At 71.2% G+C, this 14208-nt stretch carries 15 protein-coding genes; 6 read left to right on the forward strand and 9 right to left on the reverse strand.

The features are described 5' to 3' along the window. Positions 1–56 precede the first annotated feature (56 nt). Both AMA02S_RS06205 and clpS read right to left on the reverse strand, forming a co-directional pair. Complete coding sequence (locus AMA02S_RS06205) at positions 57–596, reverse strand: DUF2017 domain-containing protein (RefSeq protein ID WP_067452951.1); 540 nt, start codon at positions 594–596, stop codon at positions 57–59. Positions 597–603: 7 nt separating this feature from the next. Further along, on the reverse strand, positions 604–900 hold the full coding sequence (clpS, locus tag AMA02S_RS06210; protein WP_067452955.1) for an ATP-dependent Clp protease adapter ClpS: 297 nt from the start codon (positions 898–900) through the stop codon (positions 604–606). A 101-nt stretch (positions 901–1001) separates the two neighbouring features. On the opposite strand from clpS, the gene AMA02S_RS06215 reads away from it, so the two are divergent. The 3 genes from AMA02S_RS06215 (at position 1002) to AMA02S_RS06225 (ending at position 3639) form a co-directional block, all read left to right on the forward strand. Next, a complete protein-coding gene (locus AMA02S_RS06215; protein ID WP_067453940.1) occupies positions 1002–2342 on the forward strand; it encodes a nicotinate phosphoribosyltransferase in 1341 nt (446 codons plus the stop codon). A 119-nt stretch (positions 2343–2461) separates the two neighbouring features. Beyond that, positions 2462–3043, forward strand: a complete 582-nt coding sequence (locus AMA02S_RS06220; protein ID WP_067452958.1) for an isochorismatase family protein — start codon at positions 2462–2464, stop codon at positions 3041–3043. Positions 3044–3132: 89 nt separating this feature from the next. After that, complete coding sequence (locus AMA02S_RS06225) at positions 3133–3639, forward strand: gluconokinase (protein WP_067452961.1); 507 nt, start codon at positions 3133–3135, stop codon at positions 3637–3639. Positions 3640–3661: 22 nt separating this feature from the next. Here the strand turns inward: AMA02S_RS06225 and AMA02S_RS06230 are convergent, their stop codons facing one another. The 4 genes from AMA02S_RS06230 to AMA02S_RS06245 form a co-directional block, all read right to left on the reverse strand. Beyond that, a complete protein-coding gene (locus AMA02S_RS06230) occupies positions 3662–5440 on the reverse strand; it encodes a DEAD/DEAH box helicase (RefSeq protein ID WP_174550940.1) in 1779 nt (592 codons plus the stop codon). Positions 5441–5476: 36 nt separating this feature from the next. Further along, positions 5477–6334, reverse strand: a complete 858-nt coding sequence (locus AMA02S_RS06235; RefSeq protein ID WP_067452963.1) for a zinc metalloprotease — start codon at positions 6332–6334, stop codon at positions 5477–5479. 330 nt (positions 6335–6664) lie between these two features. Continuing rightward, positions 6665–6925, reverse strand: a complete 261-nt coding sequence (locus AMA02S_RS06240) for a DUF3039 domain-containing protein (protein ID WP_067453945.1) — start codon at positions 6923–6925, stop codon at positions 6665–6667. Positions 6926–6935: 10 nt separating this feature from the next. Continuing rightward, complete coding sequence (locus AMA02S_RS06245; RefSeq protein ID WP_067452966.1) at positions 6936–7511, reverse strand: YqgE/AlgH family protein; 576 nt, start codon at positions 7509–7511, stop codon at positions 6936–6938. Positions 7512–7681: 170 nt separating this feature from the next. Here AMA02S_RS06245 and AMA02S_RS41410 point away from each other — a divergent pair, with 170 nt between their 5' ends. After that, positions 7682–8356 carry a hypothetical protein gene (locus tag AMA02S_RS41410; RefSeq protein ID WP_157430414.1) on the forward strand — a complete coding sequence of 225 codons (675 nt, stop codon included), beginning with the start codon at positions 7682–7684 and terminating at the stop codon, positions 8354–8356. Between the two features lie 44 nt (positions 8357–8400). Here AMA02S_RS41410 and AMA02S_RS06260 read toward each other — a convergent pair whose 3' ends face one another. From AMA02S_RS06260 to AMA02S_RS06270, 3 genes are all read right to left on the reverse strand, one after another. Beyond that, entirely contained in the window at positions 8401–9804 is a 1404-nt protein-coding gene (locus AMA02S_RS06260) for an NAD-dependent malic enzyme (RefSeq protein ID WP_067452976.1), read from the reverse strand. Positions 9805–9903: 99 nt separating this feature from the next. Further along, on the reverse strand, positions 9904–10503 hold the full coding sequence (locus AMA02S_RS06265; RefSeq protein WP_245667375.1) for a cytidylate kinase-like family protein: 600 nt from the start codon (positions 10501–10503) through the stop codon (positions 9904–9906). Positions 10504–10666: 163 nt separating this feature from the next. Beyond that, positions 10667–11602 (reverse strand): tetratricopeptide repeat protein, encoded by a 936-nt coding sequence (locus AMA02S_RS06270; protein ID WP_084264715.1) that lies wholly within the window; start codon positions 11600–11602, stop codon positions 10667–10669. Between the two features lie 361 nt (positions 11603–11963). On the opposite strand from AMA02S_RS06270, the gene AMA02S_RS06275 reads away from it, so the two are divergent. Together AMA02S_RS06275 and AMA02S_RS06280 are read left to right on the forward strand one after the other, a co-directional pair. Continuing rightward, positions 11964–12893, forward strand: coding sequence for an ATP-binding cassette domain-containing protein (locus tag AMA02S_RS06275; protein WP_067452983.1), 930 nt, complete (start codon positions 11964–11966; stop codon positions 12891–12893). Then, entirely contained in the window at positions 12886–14202 is a 1317-nt protein-coding gene (locus AMA02S_RS06280) for a hypothetical protein (RefSeq protein WP_067452986.1), read from the forward strand. The genes AMA02S_RS06275 and AMA02S_RS06280 overlap by 8 nt, the downstream gene beginning before the upstream one ends. Positions 14203–14208: the final 6 nt, after the last annotated feature.

A 14208-nucleotide genomic window follows, 5' to 3' on the forward strand; every position in this document is an offset into this window, starting at 1 on the left:
GTGGCCGAGTGTGGACGGGCGCAGGGCGCCCCACCCAACGGCTGTCCAGAGGACGGCTACCAGAGGACGCGGACGAGGCTCTCCTGAAGCATCGTGAGCCAGTCGTAGGCGGCGAACATGGGCGTACGGGGATCACGCGGGTCGAGCCGCGACGCCTCGTCGTACCACTCCTCGCCGATGTCCAGCCGGGTGCCCAGCGCCAGGCGCACGTCGTTCAGCGCGCGCAGCCACGCCTGCGCCTGCTCCTGGTCGAGGATGATGTCGGCGCGGGGCTCCTTGAGCGAGCTCAGGACCGTGTTGGCGGCCTCGCGCTTGCCGTCGCGCAGCCCCATCTCGGTGTAGCGGCGGAACTCCCCCGCCGCCTCGCCGTCGTCCCGGTAGGCATCCGGGAAGAGCCGGGCCAGGACGGGATCGTCGGACTTGGTGGCGTCCTCGGCGATGCCCATCGACGCGAGCTCGTCCGCGAGCCCCTCCTCGGCGCCGGGCCCGTCCCCCAGCAGCGCGATGAGCTGCTCCATCAGTGCCCGGACGAGCGCCGTCTCCTCGGCCTCCAGCCGAACCCTGACACCCTGGCGGGTCTTCTTCACATCACTCATGAGTGGCTCAGTCGTCCCGCTTCACGGTGGCCCACAACCCGTAGGAGTGAAGGATCTCCACGTCGCGTTCCATCTCCTCGCGGGTGCCGTTGGCCACGACGGCCCGGCCCTTGTGGTGGACGTCCAGCATCAGTTTCTCGGCCTTGGACTTGCCGTAGCCGAACACGGTCTGGAACACGTACGTGACGTAGGACATCAGGTTGATCGGGTCGTTCCAGACGATCGCCAGCCAGGGCCGATCGGCGCTCACGTCCTCCGCGACGTCCGGTCGTTCCAGCTCGACCGGCGCGGGCGCCGTGCTCATGGCGCTCATTGGCCGTGTCTCCCCTTTCCCCGGTAGGTCGGTCCACCCGACCCCCGATGCTATGCGTCCCGGCCTGGCGGGGTGTGATGGCCTGCACGTCCATGGTGCACACAGTGGGCCGTAAGGTGCCAGTTGTGGACCTTGGCGCCGGCACTGCCCTGCTCACCGACCAGTACGAACTCACCATGTTGCAGGCCGCGCTCCGCGGCGGGACGGCCGGCCGGCGGGCCGTCTTCGAGGTGTTCGCCCGGAGCCTGCCCGCCGGCCGAAGGTACGGCGTCGTCGCGGGCACCGGGAGGCTGCTGGACGCGATCGAGGCGTTCCGGTTCGAGCAGGCGGAGCTTGAGTTCCTGACGGCGAACGGCATCGTGGACGAGCCCACCGCGCAATGGCTGGAAAAATACCGCTTCTCGGGGAACATTTGGGGATATTCGGAAGGCGACTGTTTCTTCCCGGAATCGCCGATCTTGGTGGTCGAGGGGACGTTCGCGGAGGCGGTCCTGCTGGAGACCCTCGCGCTGTCGATCCTCAACCACGACTGCGCCATCGCCTCGGCAGCCTCCCGGATGACGCAGGCCGCCCACGGCCGTCCGATCATCGAGATGGGGTCGCGGCGGGCGCATGAGCGGGCCGCCGTGGCGTCGGCGCGCGCCGCCTACGTCGCCGGGTTCGCCACCACGTCCAACCTGGAGGCGGGCCGCCTCTACGGGGTGCCCACGGCGGGGACGGCCGCACACTCGTTCACGCTCCTGCACGACAGCGAGAGGCACGCCTTCAAGGAACAGCTTGCCGCACTGGGCGAGGGCACCACGCTTCTGATCGACACCTATGACGTCGAACGGGCCGTCACGACGGCGGTGGACCTGGCCGGGCCGTCCCTGGGGGCCGTCCGGATCGACAGCGGCGACCTGGGCGTGATGGCACGTCGCGTGCGGGATCAGCTCGACTCCCTCGGCGCACGCGACACGCGCATCGTGGTGACCGGTGATCTTGACGAGTTCGGTATAGCGGCCCTCGGCGCGGCCCCCGTGGACGGCTACGGCGTGGGGACGTCCCTGGTGACCGGCTCCGGCGCGCCCACGGCGTCCCTGGTCTACAAGCTGGTCGCCCGGTCGGACTCCCCCGATCCCGGCGCCCCGATGCGTCCGGTGGCCAAGCGTTCCCCGGGCAAGCCGAGCCGGGGCGGCCGCAAGACGGCCGTCCGGCGCATCGACGGGCGTGGCACCGCCTACGCCGAGACGGTCTCGACGGGAGAACCCACTCCCGGCCCCCGTGATCGTGTCCTCCAGGTTCCGCTGGTGCGGGACGGTGAGATCGTCGGCCGGGAGACGCTCGGCGAGGCCCGGGAACACCACGCGCGGTCGGTGGCGGAACTGCCACCGACGGCGCTCCAGCTCTCCAAGGGCGAGCCGGCCGTCCCCACCGAGTTCGTCGACGCCTGACCGCGCCGCCGCCCCTGTCCGGGCGAAAGCCGGAACACGCAGGCAGAAGTGCGGGTGTACTGGGGTAGCGTCCCCGTGTTGGGGGACACCTGGAGGAGACACCGGTACAAGGAGCGGTCATGGGCAAGAAGGCTCTGATCATCGTGGACGTGCAGAACGACTTCTGCGAAGGCGGCTCGCTCGCCGTGGACGGCGGCGCGGGCGTGGCCACGGCGATCTCCGAGTACATGGCCGCGCACCGGCCGGAGTACGCGCACATCGTGGCGACCCGCGACTTCCACCTGGACCCCGGCGCCCACTTCTCCGAGACCCCCGACTTCGTCGACTCGTGGCCGCCGCACTGCGTGATCGGCACGCCGGGCGCCGACTTCCACCAGAACCTGGCCCTCGCCCCCATCGAAGCGGTGTTCAGCAAGGGCCGCGAGACCGCCGCCTACAGCGGCTTTGAAGGCGCGTCCGATGACGACGTGCTCCTCGCCGACTGGCTGGGCGCGCGCGGGGTGGACGCCGTGGACGTCGTCGGGATCGCCACCGACCACTGCGTCCGGGCCACCGCCGTGGACGCCGTCCACGCCGGCCTGCGGACGGCCGTCCTGCTGGACCTCACCGCCGGCGTCGGCAGGCCCACCACGGACCGCGCCCTGGCGGAGCTCAAGGACGAGGGTGTCGCCCTCTCCGGCGACCCGGTGGTGAGCGCCTGACCATGTCAGCCACCACACCGGACACCGGCACGCCAGACGCCGGCACTCCAGACACCGGCGCTCCGGACACCACCAGAGACGGACCTCGCGTGATCCTGGTCGCGGGCGTGTCGGGCAGCGGCAAGTCCACCATCGGGATCATGCTCGCCGAGAGCCTCGGCTGGGACTACGCGGAAGGCGACGCGTTCCACTCGCCCGCCAACATCGCCAAGATGAGCGCCGGGCAGCCCCTCGACGACGCCGACCGCCTTCCGTGGCTCCGCTCGATCGCCGCCTGGATCGACCAGCGCCTCGCCGAGGGCGACCCCGGAGTCGTCACCTGCTCCGCGCTCAAGCGTTCCTACCGCGAACTGCTCACGCGGGGGCGCCCCGAAGTGAGCATCGTGCTCCTGGACGGCGACCGCGACACCATCGCCGCGCGCATGAGGGAGCGCAGCGGCCACTTCTTCAGCGCCGGCCTGCTGGACTCCCAGTTCGCCGATCTGGAGCTCCCGTCCCCCAACGAGAACGTCCTCACCGCCCACATCACAGGTACCCCCGGCGAGACCGTCGCCCGCATCCGGGAGGCCCTGGACCTCACGTCCGCCTGCCGCTGACGCGGCCCAGGTCGACCGTGGGTCACGAGCGCCGTTTGGCGGCCCACTCGCGGATCTTGGAGATTCGCTTGCGGATGTCCTCGCCGCTCGCCTGGGGGACGGCGGGGCCACCGCAGGCGTCGCGCAGCTGCTTGTGGATGACGCCCTGCGGCTGCCCGGTGCGGTGGTTCCAGGCGTTGACGAGACCGTTCAGCTCGCGGCGGAGGGCGGCGAGGTCCTCGGCGGCCGTCCGGTCGGTGCGCGGATCGCCGGTCTTCTTGCGGCGCTCCCCCGCGATCTGCTCCGCCTGCCGCTTGCGCAGCAGCGCCGTCACCTGCTCGGGTTCCAGCAGGCCGGGGATGCCGAGGAACTCCTCCTCCTCGGCCGAACCGGGCTGGGCCTGCATGCCGAACTCGCCGCCGTCGTACAGGACCCGGTCGAACGTGGCGGACGCCTCCACCGTCTCGAACGGCAGCTCCTCGCCGACGTCGGGGCTGTCCTGCTGCCGGTTGGCCTCGGCGATCAGATCGTCGTCCAGGCCGTCCTCGCGGACGGGACGGTCGAGCACGTGGTCGCGTTCGGTCTCCATCTCGGCGGCGTGCCCCATCAGCGTCGGCACCGACGGCAGGAACACCGACGCGGTCTCCCCTCGCCGGCGGGCCCGGACGAAGCGCCCGATGGCCTGCGCGAAGAACAGCGGCGTGCTGGTGGACGTGGCGTACACGCCGACCGCGAGGCGCGGGATGTCCACGCCCTCGGACACCATCCGGACCGCGACCATCCAGCGGTCCTCGGTCTCGCCGAACGCTTTGATCTTCTTGGACGCGGACGGGTCGTCCGACAGCACGATCGTCGCGCCCTGCCCGGTGACGGCGCGCAGCATCTTGGCGTAGGCGCGGGCCGCCTCGTGGTCGGTGGCGATCACCAGGCCGCCCGCGTCCGGGATCGCGCGCCGCAGCTCGGTCAGCCGGCGGTCGGCGGCGGCCAGCACCTGCCTGATCCAGTCGCCCTTCGGGTCGAGCGCGGCACGCCACGCCTGGGAGGTCTGGTCCTGGGTGAGGGGTTCGCCGAGGGTCGCGGTGATCTCGTCACCGGCGCGGGTGCGCCACCGCATCTCGCCCGCGTACGCCAGGAAGATGACCGGCCGGACCACACCGTCGGCCAGAGCGGGCCCGTAGCCGTAGGTGTAGTCGGCCTGGCTGCGCCTGACGCCGTCCGGGCCCTCCTCGTACTGGACGAACGGGATCGGGTTGATGTCGGTGCGGAACGGCGTGCCGGACAGCGCGAGACGGCGTGTCGCGGGCTCGAACGCCTCCCGGACGGCGTCGCCCCAGGACAGGCCGTCGCCGGCGTGGTGGACCTCGTCGAAGATGACCAGCGACTTGCGGGACTCGGTGCGGTTGCGGTGCAGCGCCGGGCGCGCGGCGACGGTCGCGTACGTGACGGCGACGCCGTCGAAGTCCTTGCCGACCGGGCCGTCCCCGTTCTGGTACTCGGGGTTGATCTTGATGCCGACGCGGGCCGCCGACTCGGCCCACTGGCGCTTGAGGTGCTCGGTGGGGCAGACGATGGTGATCGCGCCGATGATGCGGCGCTCCATCAGCTCACGCGCGAGTCGCAGCGCGAAGGTCGTCTTGCCGGCACCGGGCGTCGCGACGGTCAGGAAGTCGCGCGGCCCCGACCGCCGGGTGTCGGTCTCGCCCTGCCCGTCGGCGGCGCGCTCCGGCGGGCCTCCGAAGTAGGCCTCGAGCGCCTGCTGCTGCCAGGCACGCAGGGACGACGCGGTCCCCCAGGCGGCCCGCTCGGGGAATGCGGGGGGCATGCTCGATGCGGCGAAGGTGCTCACGGTCATTGAAGGCTACCGAGCCTCACCGACAAATCGCGCCGCGGTGGCAGTTCCCGTGGCGGAACCCACACCCCACCGGGCCGCGTCCGGCCCGCCGGTCGCGCGCCGGCCGGTGTCGCGGTAGGCGGCCCACGAGGCCCGCATCCGACGCCCCTGACCTGCGGTGAATCCCCGCATGCAGGAGTCGAAGGCGTAGTTCATGAAGTTGTGCACCGGGTCGGTACCGTCCTGCGGACAGGTGTCCCTGACGCCCGGACAACCCGCTACAGGCTCCGCCTCGTACGGAGTGTCGGCCACCCCGTCGCCCGGCGGCACACATCCGTTCTCGAACGTGTGCAGCAGCCCGAGCCAGTGACCGACCTCATGGACGGCCGTGTAGCCGCGGTTGAAACGCTTGTAGGGGCCGCCGGGAAGGCTCCTGTAGTCGATGACGACACCGTCCATGCGCGGCTTGCCGCCGTACCACTGGGGGAACGTGGAAAAGCCGAGGACGTCCCTGCCCACCGCGGCGGTGAAGATGTTCAGCGTCCTCGGGCCGCCCTTGCGCAGGCGCTTCTTCATCTGGCCCTCGTACCGCCGCGGTTGCTGGAACCATGCGCGGTTGTTCGTGACGTCGTATCCGACGAGGCGGAACCTGATTCCCGTGTCGGCGCCACCCCTTCCGCCCCCGTACGCGGCGTTCAGCGTGGATATCTGCCGCCGAACCGTCGAGGCGGGCACCCGACCCCGCCGCCCCCCGGCGACCGTATGGAAGCGCACCGGGACGACCAGGCGTCCTCTTCTCCGGAAGCCGGCGTCGATCCGGTCCTCGTCGGAGGTGCCGAACCGGTGCAGGAGCGTGCGGCGCAGATCGGCGAGCAAGGCGTCCACCTGGCGCGGATCCAGGTCGTCCCCGTCCTTCCTGGTCGCCCCCGGACGCGAGGCCAGACGCGCGGCCGGCGTCGCACAATCCGCGCGCTGAGCGGCCGGCGCGAACCGTCTCAGCCGACCATCACCCATCGAACTCGATCCAGCACACACTGTGACCATCACTGCGCATAGCGAACCCACGGCAAGCCGCCGCATCTTCCCCCCGTACGTCCTTCGCGGAAACGCGAAGATCCCGCGGCCGGCCGTCAGCCGCCGACCGCGGGATCATCCAGGCATGTCAGACGCGCTGCGCCCGTACGGGACGCGGCGCCTCCGGTCGTCAGTCGGCCGTCACTCGTCGCCCTGCTTGCCCGGCTGCATGGATTCGTAGATCTCCTTGCACTCCGGACAGACGGGGTACTTCTTCGGATCCCGGTTGGGCACCCAGACCTTGCCGCACAGCGCGATCACCGGCGTACCGGCCACCGCACTCTCGGTGATCTTGGCCTTCTTCACGTAGTGCGCGAACCGCTCGTGGTCGCCGTCGCCATGCGAGAGGTCAGGCCTGACATCGCTCTGGGTGTCACTGTCGGGCAGGATCTTCGTGCTCACGGGATACACCTTAGTTCAGCGTCGGGTCCTCGGGAAAAGTGGAGACGAACGCCAGATCGCCGCCCTGCCGGCGCAGCACCGTCTGCCACAGCCGGTCGGGGTCGCCGGCGAACACGTCCCCGGCCTCGGCCGGCACCAGGTACCAGGCGCCCTCCTCGATCTCCGAGCGGAGCTGCCCGGACGACCATCCGGCGTACCCGGCGAACACTCGCAACTGCAGCAGCTCGGGCGCCAGCAGCGCGGGCGGCGCGTCCAGATCCACGAGGCCGACCCTGGACACCTCCGCCCCGCCGTCGAGCGCGCGCCAGCCGAGCGGCTCGTCCTCGCCGGGCAGGCGGGCCAGGGCGAGCGCGTTGTCGAGCGCCACCGGTCCGCCCTGGAACACCACGGACGGGCCCGTCACCAACTCCGCCCAGGGAGGCAGCACCTGATCGACCGGAACCTCCGTCGGCCGGTTGAGGACAACCCCCAACGTTCCCCCCTCCATGTCATGCTCGACCACCAGGACGACACTGCGTCTGAAGTTGGGATCGTCGAGCTGGGGGGTCGCGACCAGCAGGAGACCCACCCGGATGCCGTCTTCCATGGGCTCCATCATGCGTTGCGCAGACCCCCGGCGGCACGTCCCCCCGCTCGTTAGCCTGTTACGCATTCCTATCGATGGGGATATCGGCACGACAAGGACCTAGGTTAAGAATGATCTAGGATCATCGGCCACCCGCTTGGCCAGTGCCAGGCGGGCCGGGGAGGAACGCGATGCAGTTGCCCAGGGTCGTCATCGCCGCCGTGTTCTTCGTCATCGCGGCGCTCATCGCCGTCCCCGCGCTGTGGAAGGCCACGTCGTCAGACTCCAGGGCGTCCACGTCCGCGACGCCGTCCGCCAGCCCGACACCGTCCGGCTCAAGCGCCTCGCCGTCGCCGTCGACGTCGAAGGGCAAACAGTCCAAGTCGCCCAAGCCGTCCACGTCCACCAAGCCGCCCACGTCCACGCGGCCGCTCTCGGCCGACATCGGAGCGGTGAGCTGTCCCGGACGTGAGGCGAAGGTCACCATCCGCAACACCGGGGCGCAGCGCGAGGACTACAGCATCGAGAAGAACGACGACACCGCCGCGATCCCCGGCCAGATCGCCGCGAACTCCTCCAGGACGGTCACCGTCACGCTCCGCGAGGACCGCCGCACCCGCGTCACGGTCACCTGGGAGAACAAGCCAATCGAGACCCGGACGCTGCGGGCCGACTGCAAGAAGTCGGGCGCCGCGCCACCCGCCACACCCCCGAACAAGCTGCCCCACACCGGCCCCGACAACGACGTCCTCTGGGCACGTGCCGCGACCGGCGGCGCCTTCCTGCTCACCGGTCTGATCATCTTCTGGTACGGCGGCATCTGGCCCCGCCGCCGCGAGCAGATCTTCACGAAGAAGGCCGACTAGCCGTTCTGTCCCAGAGATCCGCCCGGACGGCCTGACCCCGTTCGTTACGCCTCTGTGCGGGGGCGGCCGCCCGCGGCTTCGCGGACGGCGCCGGCGACACGGTTGCTCACGTCCGGGTGGAAGACGCTCGGGACGATGTAGTTCGGGCCCAGCTCGTCCGGGGTGACGACCTCGGCGAGGGCCTTGGCCGCCGCCGCGAGCATGTCCTGGGTGACGCCGTCGGCCTGCGCGTCCAGCAGCCCGCGGAAGACGCCCGGGAACGCCAGCACGTTGTTGATCTGGTTGGGGTAGTCGCTGCGGCCGGTGGCGACCACGGAGGCGTGCTCGCGCGCCTCGTCCGGCGAGACCTCCGGCTCGGGGTTGGCGAGCGCGAACACGATGGCGTCGTCGGTCATCGTCGCGATGTCGTCGCCGGTCAGGATGCCGGGCGCGGACACGCCGATGAACACGTCCGCGTCCTTCACGGCGCCGCGCAGGTCACCGGCGTAGCCGTCCTCGTTCGTGTGCCCGGCGATCCAGCGCAGCGACTCGTCCAGATCGTCACGGCCCTTGTGGACGGCCCCGCGGTAGTCGCAGACGACGAGGTTCCGCGCACCGGCGTGCATCAGCAGCTTGAGGATCGCGGTGCCCGCCGCACCCGCGCCCGCCATCGTGATCCGCACGGCGCCGATGTCCTTGCCGACGACGCGCAGCGCGTTCGTCAGCGCGGCCAGCACGCAGATCGCGGTGCCGTGCTGGTCATCGTGGAAGACCGGGATGTCGAGCAGCTCGCGCAGCCGCGCCTCCACCTCGAAGCAGCGCGGGGCGGAGATGTCCTCCAGGTTGATGCCACCGAACGCCGGAGCGATGATCTGGACGGTCCGGACGATCTCGTCGGTGTCCTGGGTGTCCAGGCAGATCGGCCACGCGTCGATCCCGGCGAACCGCTTGAACAGCGCCGCCTTGCCCTCCATCACCGGCAGTGCCGCCTCCGGGCCGATGTTGCCGAGGCCCAGCACCGCCGAGCCGTCCGTCACCACCGCGACGCTGTTGCGTTTGATCGTCAGCCGCCGGACGTCCTCGGGGTTGCGCGCGATGGCCAGCGACACCCGGGCGACACCGGGCGTGTAGGCCATCGACAGCTCGTCGCGGGTCCGCAGCGGCACCTTGGACTGCATCTCGATCTTGCCGCCGAGGTGCATCAGGAACGTCCGGTCACTGACCTTGTGGATCTTGATGTCGGACATCTTCTCCAGCGCGCCGGCGATGGCCTCGGCGTGCTGGGTGTCCCGGGTGGCGATGGTCACGTCGATGCGCAGCGTCTCGTGGCCCGCGGTGTTGACGTCGAGGGCCGTGACGATCCCGCCCGCGCTCTCGACCACGTGGGTGATCTGGCTGACGGCTTTGCCGCCGGCCGGAACCTCCAGGCGGACGGTGATGGAGTACGACACGCTGGGCACGCTCGCCACGACACTTGCTCCCTCTGCTACCCGGTACGTCCTGTCCCGGGCGTATCGTCCCATGGCGGGACGGACGTCCGGGGGCCGCGGCCCGGCCTCACCGGCGGCTCAGCACGCCCGTGCCGCGGTCACGATCAGGTCGGCGGCAGCGGGCGCGGGCAACCTCGTAGTGTCGATCACGAGGTGATAGAGCCGCGGATCGGCGGGGTCGGCCCCGTAGAAGTGCTTCACGTAGGCCGTGCGGGCGCGGTCGTTGTCATCGAGCATACGCTCAACATCGCGTCCCGGTGCTCTGCTCCGGACAGCCGGCCCGGGCATCTCGGACGCGGCGAGGGCGAGCCGCCGCTCCCGCGGGCCGTCCAGCCGGACGTGCAGCGCGTCCGGGCGGTCCGCCAGCACCACCGCGGCGGCCCGGCCGAGCAGCACGCCCCCGCCACCGTCGGCGGTCCGGGTGATGAGCTTCTCGGTGTGCCCGACGAACTCCTCCGGCGGGACGACCGTCCGGTCGGGGAGGTAGACCTCCATGGCCCCGAGGGCGACGTTGGGCAGCCGCGCGGCGCCGGAGAGGATCCGCCCGATGCCGCGTTCGGCCCGGCCGTCGTGGGCGAGGGCCTCTTCCAGAGTGCAGCCGATCTCACCGGCGACGGTCTCGGGAATGGCCCGGTCGATGAACGGCAGCCCCAGCCGCTCGGCGACGGCCGGCCCCACGGTGCCGCCCCCCGCCCCGAAAGTGGCCGAAATAGTTACAACACGTACGTTCACTCTCGATTCATGCCCGTTTCCGCGCCGGACAACGTCGTCCCGCGCACATCCGGCACCGGGCGCTCCCGGCACCGGGCGCTTCCGGCGGGAAGGATCACCGCACGGCCGCTCAGAACAGGGCGGCCTGGAGCGAGCGCCGGGCCTTGGCGATCCGCGGGTCCTCCGGCGGGAGGAGGTCGAACAGCGACAGCAGGTGCTTGCGCGCCGCGTCCCGGTCGTCGCCCGTGCTGCCCCGGACCGCAGCCAGCAGGCGCGCGAACGCCTCGTCGATCCGGCCGGACACCATCTCCACGTCCGACGCGTTGATCTGTGCCTGCACGTCGCCCGGCTTCTCGACGGCCTCGCGAATCGCGCGCTCGGGGTCCAGCGACCGCACGCGCAGGCTCAGCTCCGCCAGGCCGAGCCCCTGCTTGGCGTGCCCGTCGCGGGGGTTCGAGGCGAGGATCCGCTGGAACGCCTCCCTGGCGCCCTCCAGGTCGCCGCTCTGCAAAGCCTCTTCGGCCGCCCCGTACACCGGGTCGACACCCGGCTGCTGGGGTTGTTCATCGGCCGGGGCGGGCTGCTGCTCTCCCTCGACGCCCTCCGGGAGGATGCCCTCCTTGCGCAGCGCGTCGAAGAGCTGGTCAATGGCCTCGCGCACCTGCTGCTCGGGGGCGGCGCCGTTCAGGAACGGCAGCAACTGGCCGCCCACGACAACCGCGACGAACGGGATGCCCCGTACGCCCATCTGCTGCATGTACGCGCCGAGCTGCGGGTTGGCGTCGATGTCGACCTTGGCCAGGACCCACTTGCCGGCCGCCTCGCCGGCGAGCTTCTCCAGGATGGGGCCGAGCTGCTTACACGGCCCACACCACTCCGCCCAGAAGTCCACGAGGACGGGAACGGTCTGTGACCGCTCCACGACCTCGGTGTTGAACGTCTCGTCGGTGACGTCCATGACGTACTGTCCGCCGGCGGCGCCCGCCGGCGCACCGCCCTGGGCCTGGCGCTCCTGCTGCTTCCTGGCAGCGGCCTGGCGGGCCCCCAGGTCAATGGCCCCGTGCAACGAAAAGTCCCGAGAAGGCATGGGTCCATCCTGCCCCATGACCACCCCCGCCTGTACGTCCGTCCGCTCGGAGCTGAGCGAGCCGTCCCCGCACGGCGCCCGAGACGTCACGCCGATTCCGTCCTCGCGTAAATTGTCCGGCTTTTCGAATTTTCACGTCGGACGCCGTTGGCAAAGAATCCAGATGCGCCGCCGTAAAGGCAAAAAGATTGCTGACAGCGATCACCAAGCCCGGTTATAGTCACGATGTCGATGCATCGCGGCACGGCAAAACGAGCCCGGTGCCGGGCCGCCCGGCACCGCGTGGCGGGGGAAACCCACCGGTGGCCGCGATCGCACGACGAGCAACGGGGGGAAAGAAGTGATCGCGGAGCATTCCGCGATCGTGGCCCGAGGGATGGGTGTCCGCCGCAGGGGGCGGTGGCTCCTGCGCCCGGTGACCTTCGGCGTGGCCGAAGGCGTGGTCGGCCTTGCCGGTCCACCTGGTGTCGGTAAATCCACTCTGCTGGCCACGTTCGCGACCTTGCGCCGGCCGAATGCCGGCGCGCTGCACATTCTCGGACATGACCTTACGAACACCGCTGATCTGCGCGCCGCGCGGGCCCGCATCGGATACCTGCCGGGCGATCTCGCCCTCGCGGAGAACATGACCGCGGGCGAGTTCGTCGCCTATGCGGCCTATTACAAACGCAGGAGCGCGTCCGCGGCGCGCGACATGGTGAGACGGCTTGACCTCACCGAGGCCGCCGGCACCGAACTCTCCCTGCTGCCGCCCGACGTCCGGCTGCGCGCCGGGATAGCGGCCGCCTGCGTCCACCGGCCCGCCGTCGTCCTGCTGGACGACCCGTTCGTCGACCTGCGGAGCGCCGGGTCCTGGTCCCGCGGCACCACCGGCCACGAGGGGGCCGGGCCCCTGCACGAATCGGCAATGTCGGAACTGGTCCCCGTGCTCCGCTCCCTCGCGCCCACGGTCATCGTCACCGCCGACGCGTCCGGGTTGCTCACCGGTTGGTGCGATCGCCTCCTCACCCTCTCCCGCGGCAAGCTGGCCGAGCTGCCCACCCGCTCGGCCGCCCGCCGGGAACGCGCCACCGCGGACCGCTGGTCGCTCGGCCATCGGGCCGACGTCCCCGCATCACGGTCTCCCGCCGTCGCACGGCATCCGGCGGACGAGCCAGGGTCCCCGGTCCTGCTCCGCTCCGCCGACCGCGGTCGGTGGCGGCCGGCCCGGCTGGGGTTCCCGCAGATGACCAGGCTGCGGGAGCCCGCGCGGAGCGGCGCCGGTGTCTGAGCTGGGGCGGGTGCTCCGGCTGGACGCCCGCCGCGCGGCCCTGCTGGTCGCGGTGCCGGTGCTCACCGGGGTCGGGGTCGCGGCGGCGGTGCCCTCGCTGGTCGTCTCGGTCGCGTACTGGGACAACTCCGTCGTCACGCTGCTGAACGCGGTGCGCCTCCTGGCCCCCGCGGCCGCCGGCCTGGCGGCGTGGACGGCGGTACGCGAGCGTCCTCTGGACTACCTACGCGAGCTCACGACCCGCTCTCCCGCGACCGGTGTGCTGTTCGACCTGTTCCTGCTGTCGACCGCCGCACTGGCCTCCTACGTCGCGGTGACCGTGGTGGTGGTCGTGGTGACACTGCTCCAGCAGGAGGCGGGCCACCCCCATCCGCTGGGCATGCTCGTAGGCGCGGGCGCGCTCGTCCTGCACATCGTGGCGGGATACCTGTCCGGACGGGTCGCCCCGCACCGGGCCACGGCGGTCGTGGTCCTCGTCGTCACCTTCCTGTGGGCGACTCTGCGCGTGCCCGGGGTGTCGTGGCTGAGCCTGCTGCCCCCGGCGGCGTTCCATCGTCTCCACCTGTTCACGACCTTGCGGCCGGCGGTGCTCGTCGACCAGGCCGTCTGGACGGTGGGGGTGACGGGCGCGCTGATCCTGGGGTACGTGCTGTGGGCCACACGGCGGCTGGTCCTCGTCCTGCCACTGGCCCTGGCGCTGGCCGCCGCCATAGCCGCGACGCTGCACCTGCACGGGTCGGTGGACGGGGCGGTCGCGCCCGTGGCGGCTCAACCGGTGTGCCGCGAGTGGCCGCTCACCGTCTGCGTCCACCCGGCGCTGCGCGGCGCCCTGCCCCCGCTGATGGCCGCGGCGACACCGCTCGCCGCGCGGCTGGACGGGACACCCGGCGCGTTCACCCGCGTGGTGCAGCGCCCGTCCTGGACGCCCGCGACGGTCGCGGACGGCGTCGCCACCATCCACCTCGACGAGGACCTCGCCCGCGGATACGAGGTACGCGCCGTCAGACAGATCCGTGACGGTCTGATGGACGCCGGGGCATGCGCGGCTCCTCGCCGTCCCGGCTCGGACGGCTACAGGGCTCTGGTGGACGCGTGGCTCGTCGGCGACGAGGCCCCCGCCATCCCCGACACACGTGCGGCGCGCCAGTTCGCATCCTGGAGCGAGAACCGCCGCCGCGAGTGGCTACGGCTGCATTTCGCCTACTACCGGGCATGCGCGCTGGGCCCGCAGGACTTCCACGCATGGCGCAACCTTCCAGTCCTGCTCCCCAAATACGGACAGGCACGCGCAGCTAGCCCCAGCGAGTAAGGAACC

Source organism: Actinomadura macra NBRC 14102 (assembly GCF_001552215.1).
GTDB lineage: Bacteria > Actinomycetota > Actinomycetes > Streptosporangiales > Streptosporangiaceae > Spirillospora > Spirillospora macra.

Bases quoted from the DNA above. Each gene is read 5' to 3' on its own strand.
- AMA02S_RS06205 (WP_067452951.1), bottom strand. From the start codon at position 596: ATGAGTGATGTGAAGAAGACCCGCCAGGGTGTCAGGGTTCGGCTGGAG.
- clpS (WP_067452955.1), bottom strand. From the start codon at position 900: ATGAGCACGGCGCCCGCGCCGGTCGAGCTGGAACGACCGGACGTCGCG.
- AMA02S_RS06215 (WP_067453940.1), top strand. From the start codon at position 1,002: ATGGTGCACACAGTGGGCCGTAAGGTGCCAGTTGTGGACCTTGGCGCC.
- AMA02S_RS06220 (WP_067452958.1), top strand. From the start codon at position 2,462: ATGGGCAAGAAGGCTCTGATCATCGTGGACGTGCAGAACGACTTCTGC.
- AMA02S_RS06230 (WP_174550940.1), bottom strand. From the start codon at position 5,440: ATGCCCCCCGCATTCCCCGAGCGGGCCGCCTGGGGGACCGCGTCGTCC.
- AMA02S_RS06245 (WP_067452966.1), bottom strand. From the start codon at position 7,511: ATGGAAGACGGCATCCGGGTGGGTCTCCTGCTGGTCGCGACCCCCCAG.
- AMA02S_RS41410 (WP_157430414.1), top strand. From the start codon at position 7,682: ATGCAGTTGCCCAGGGTCGTCATCGCCGCCGTGTTCTTCGTCATCGCG.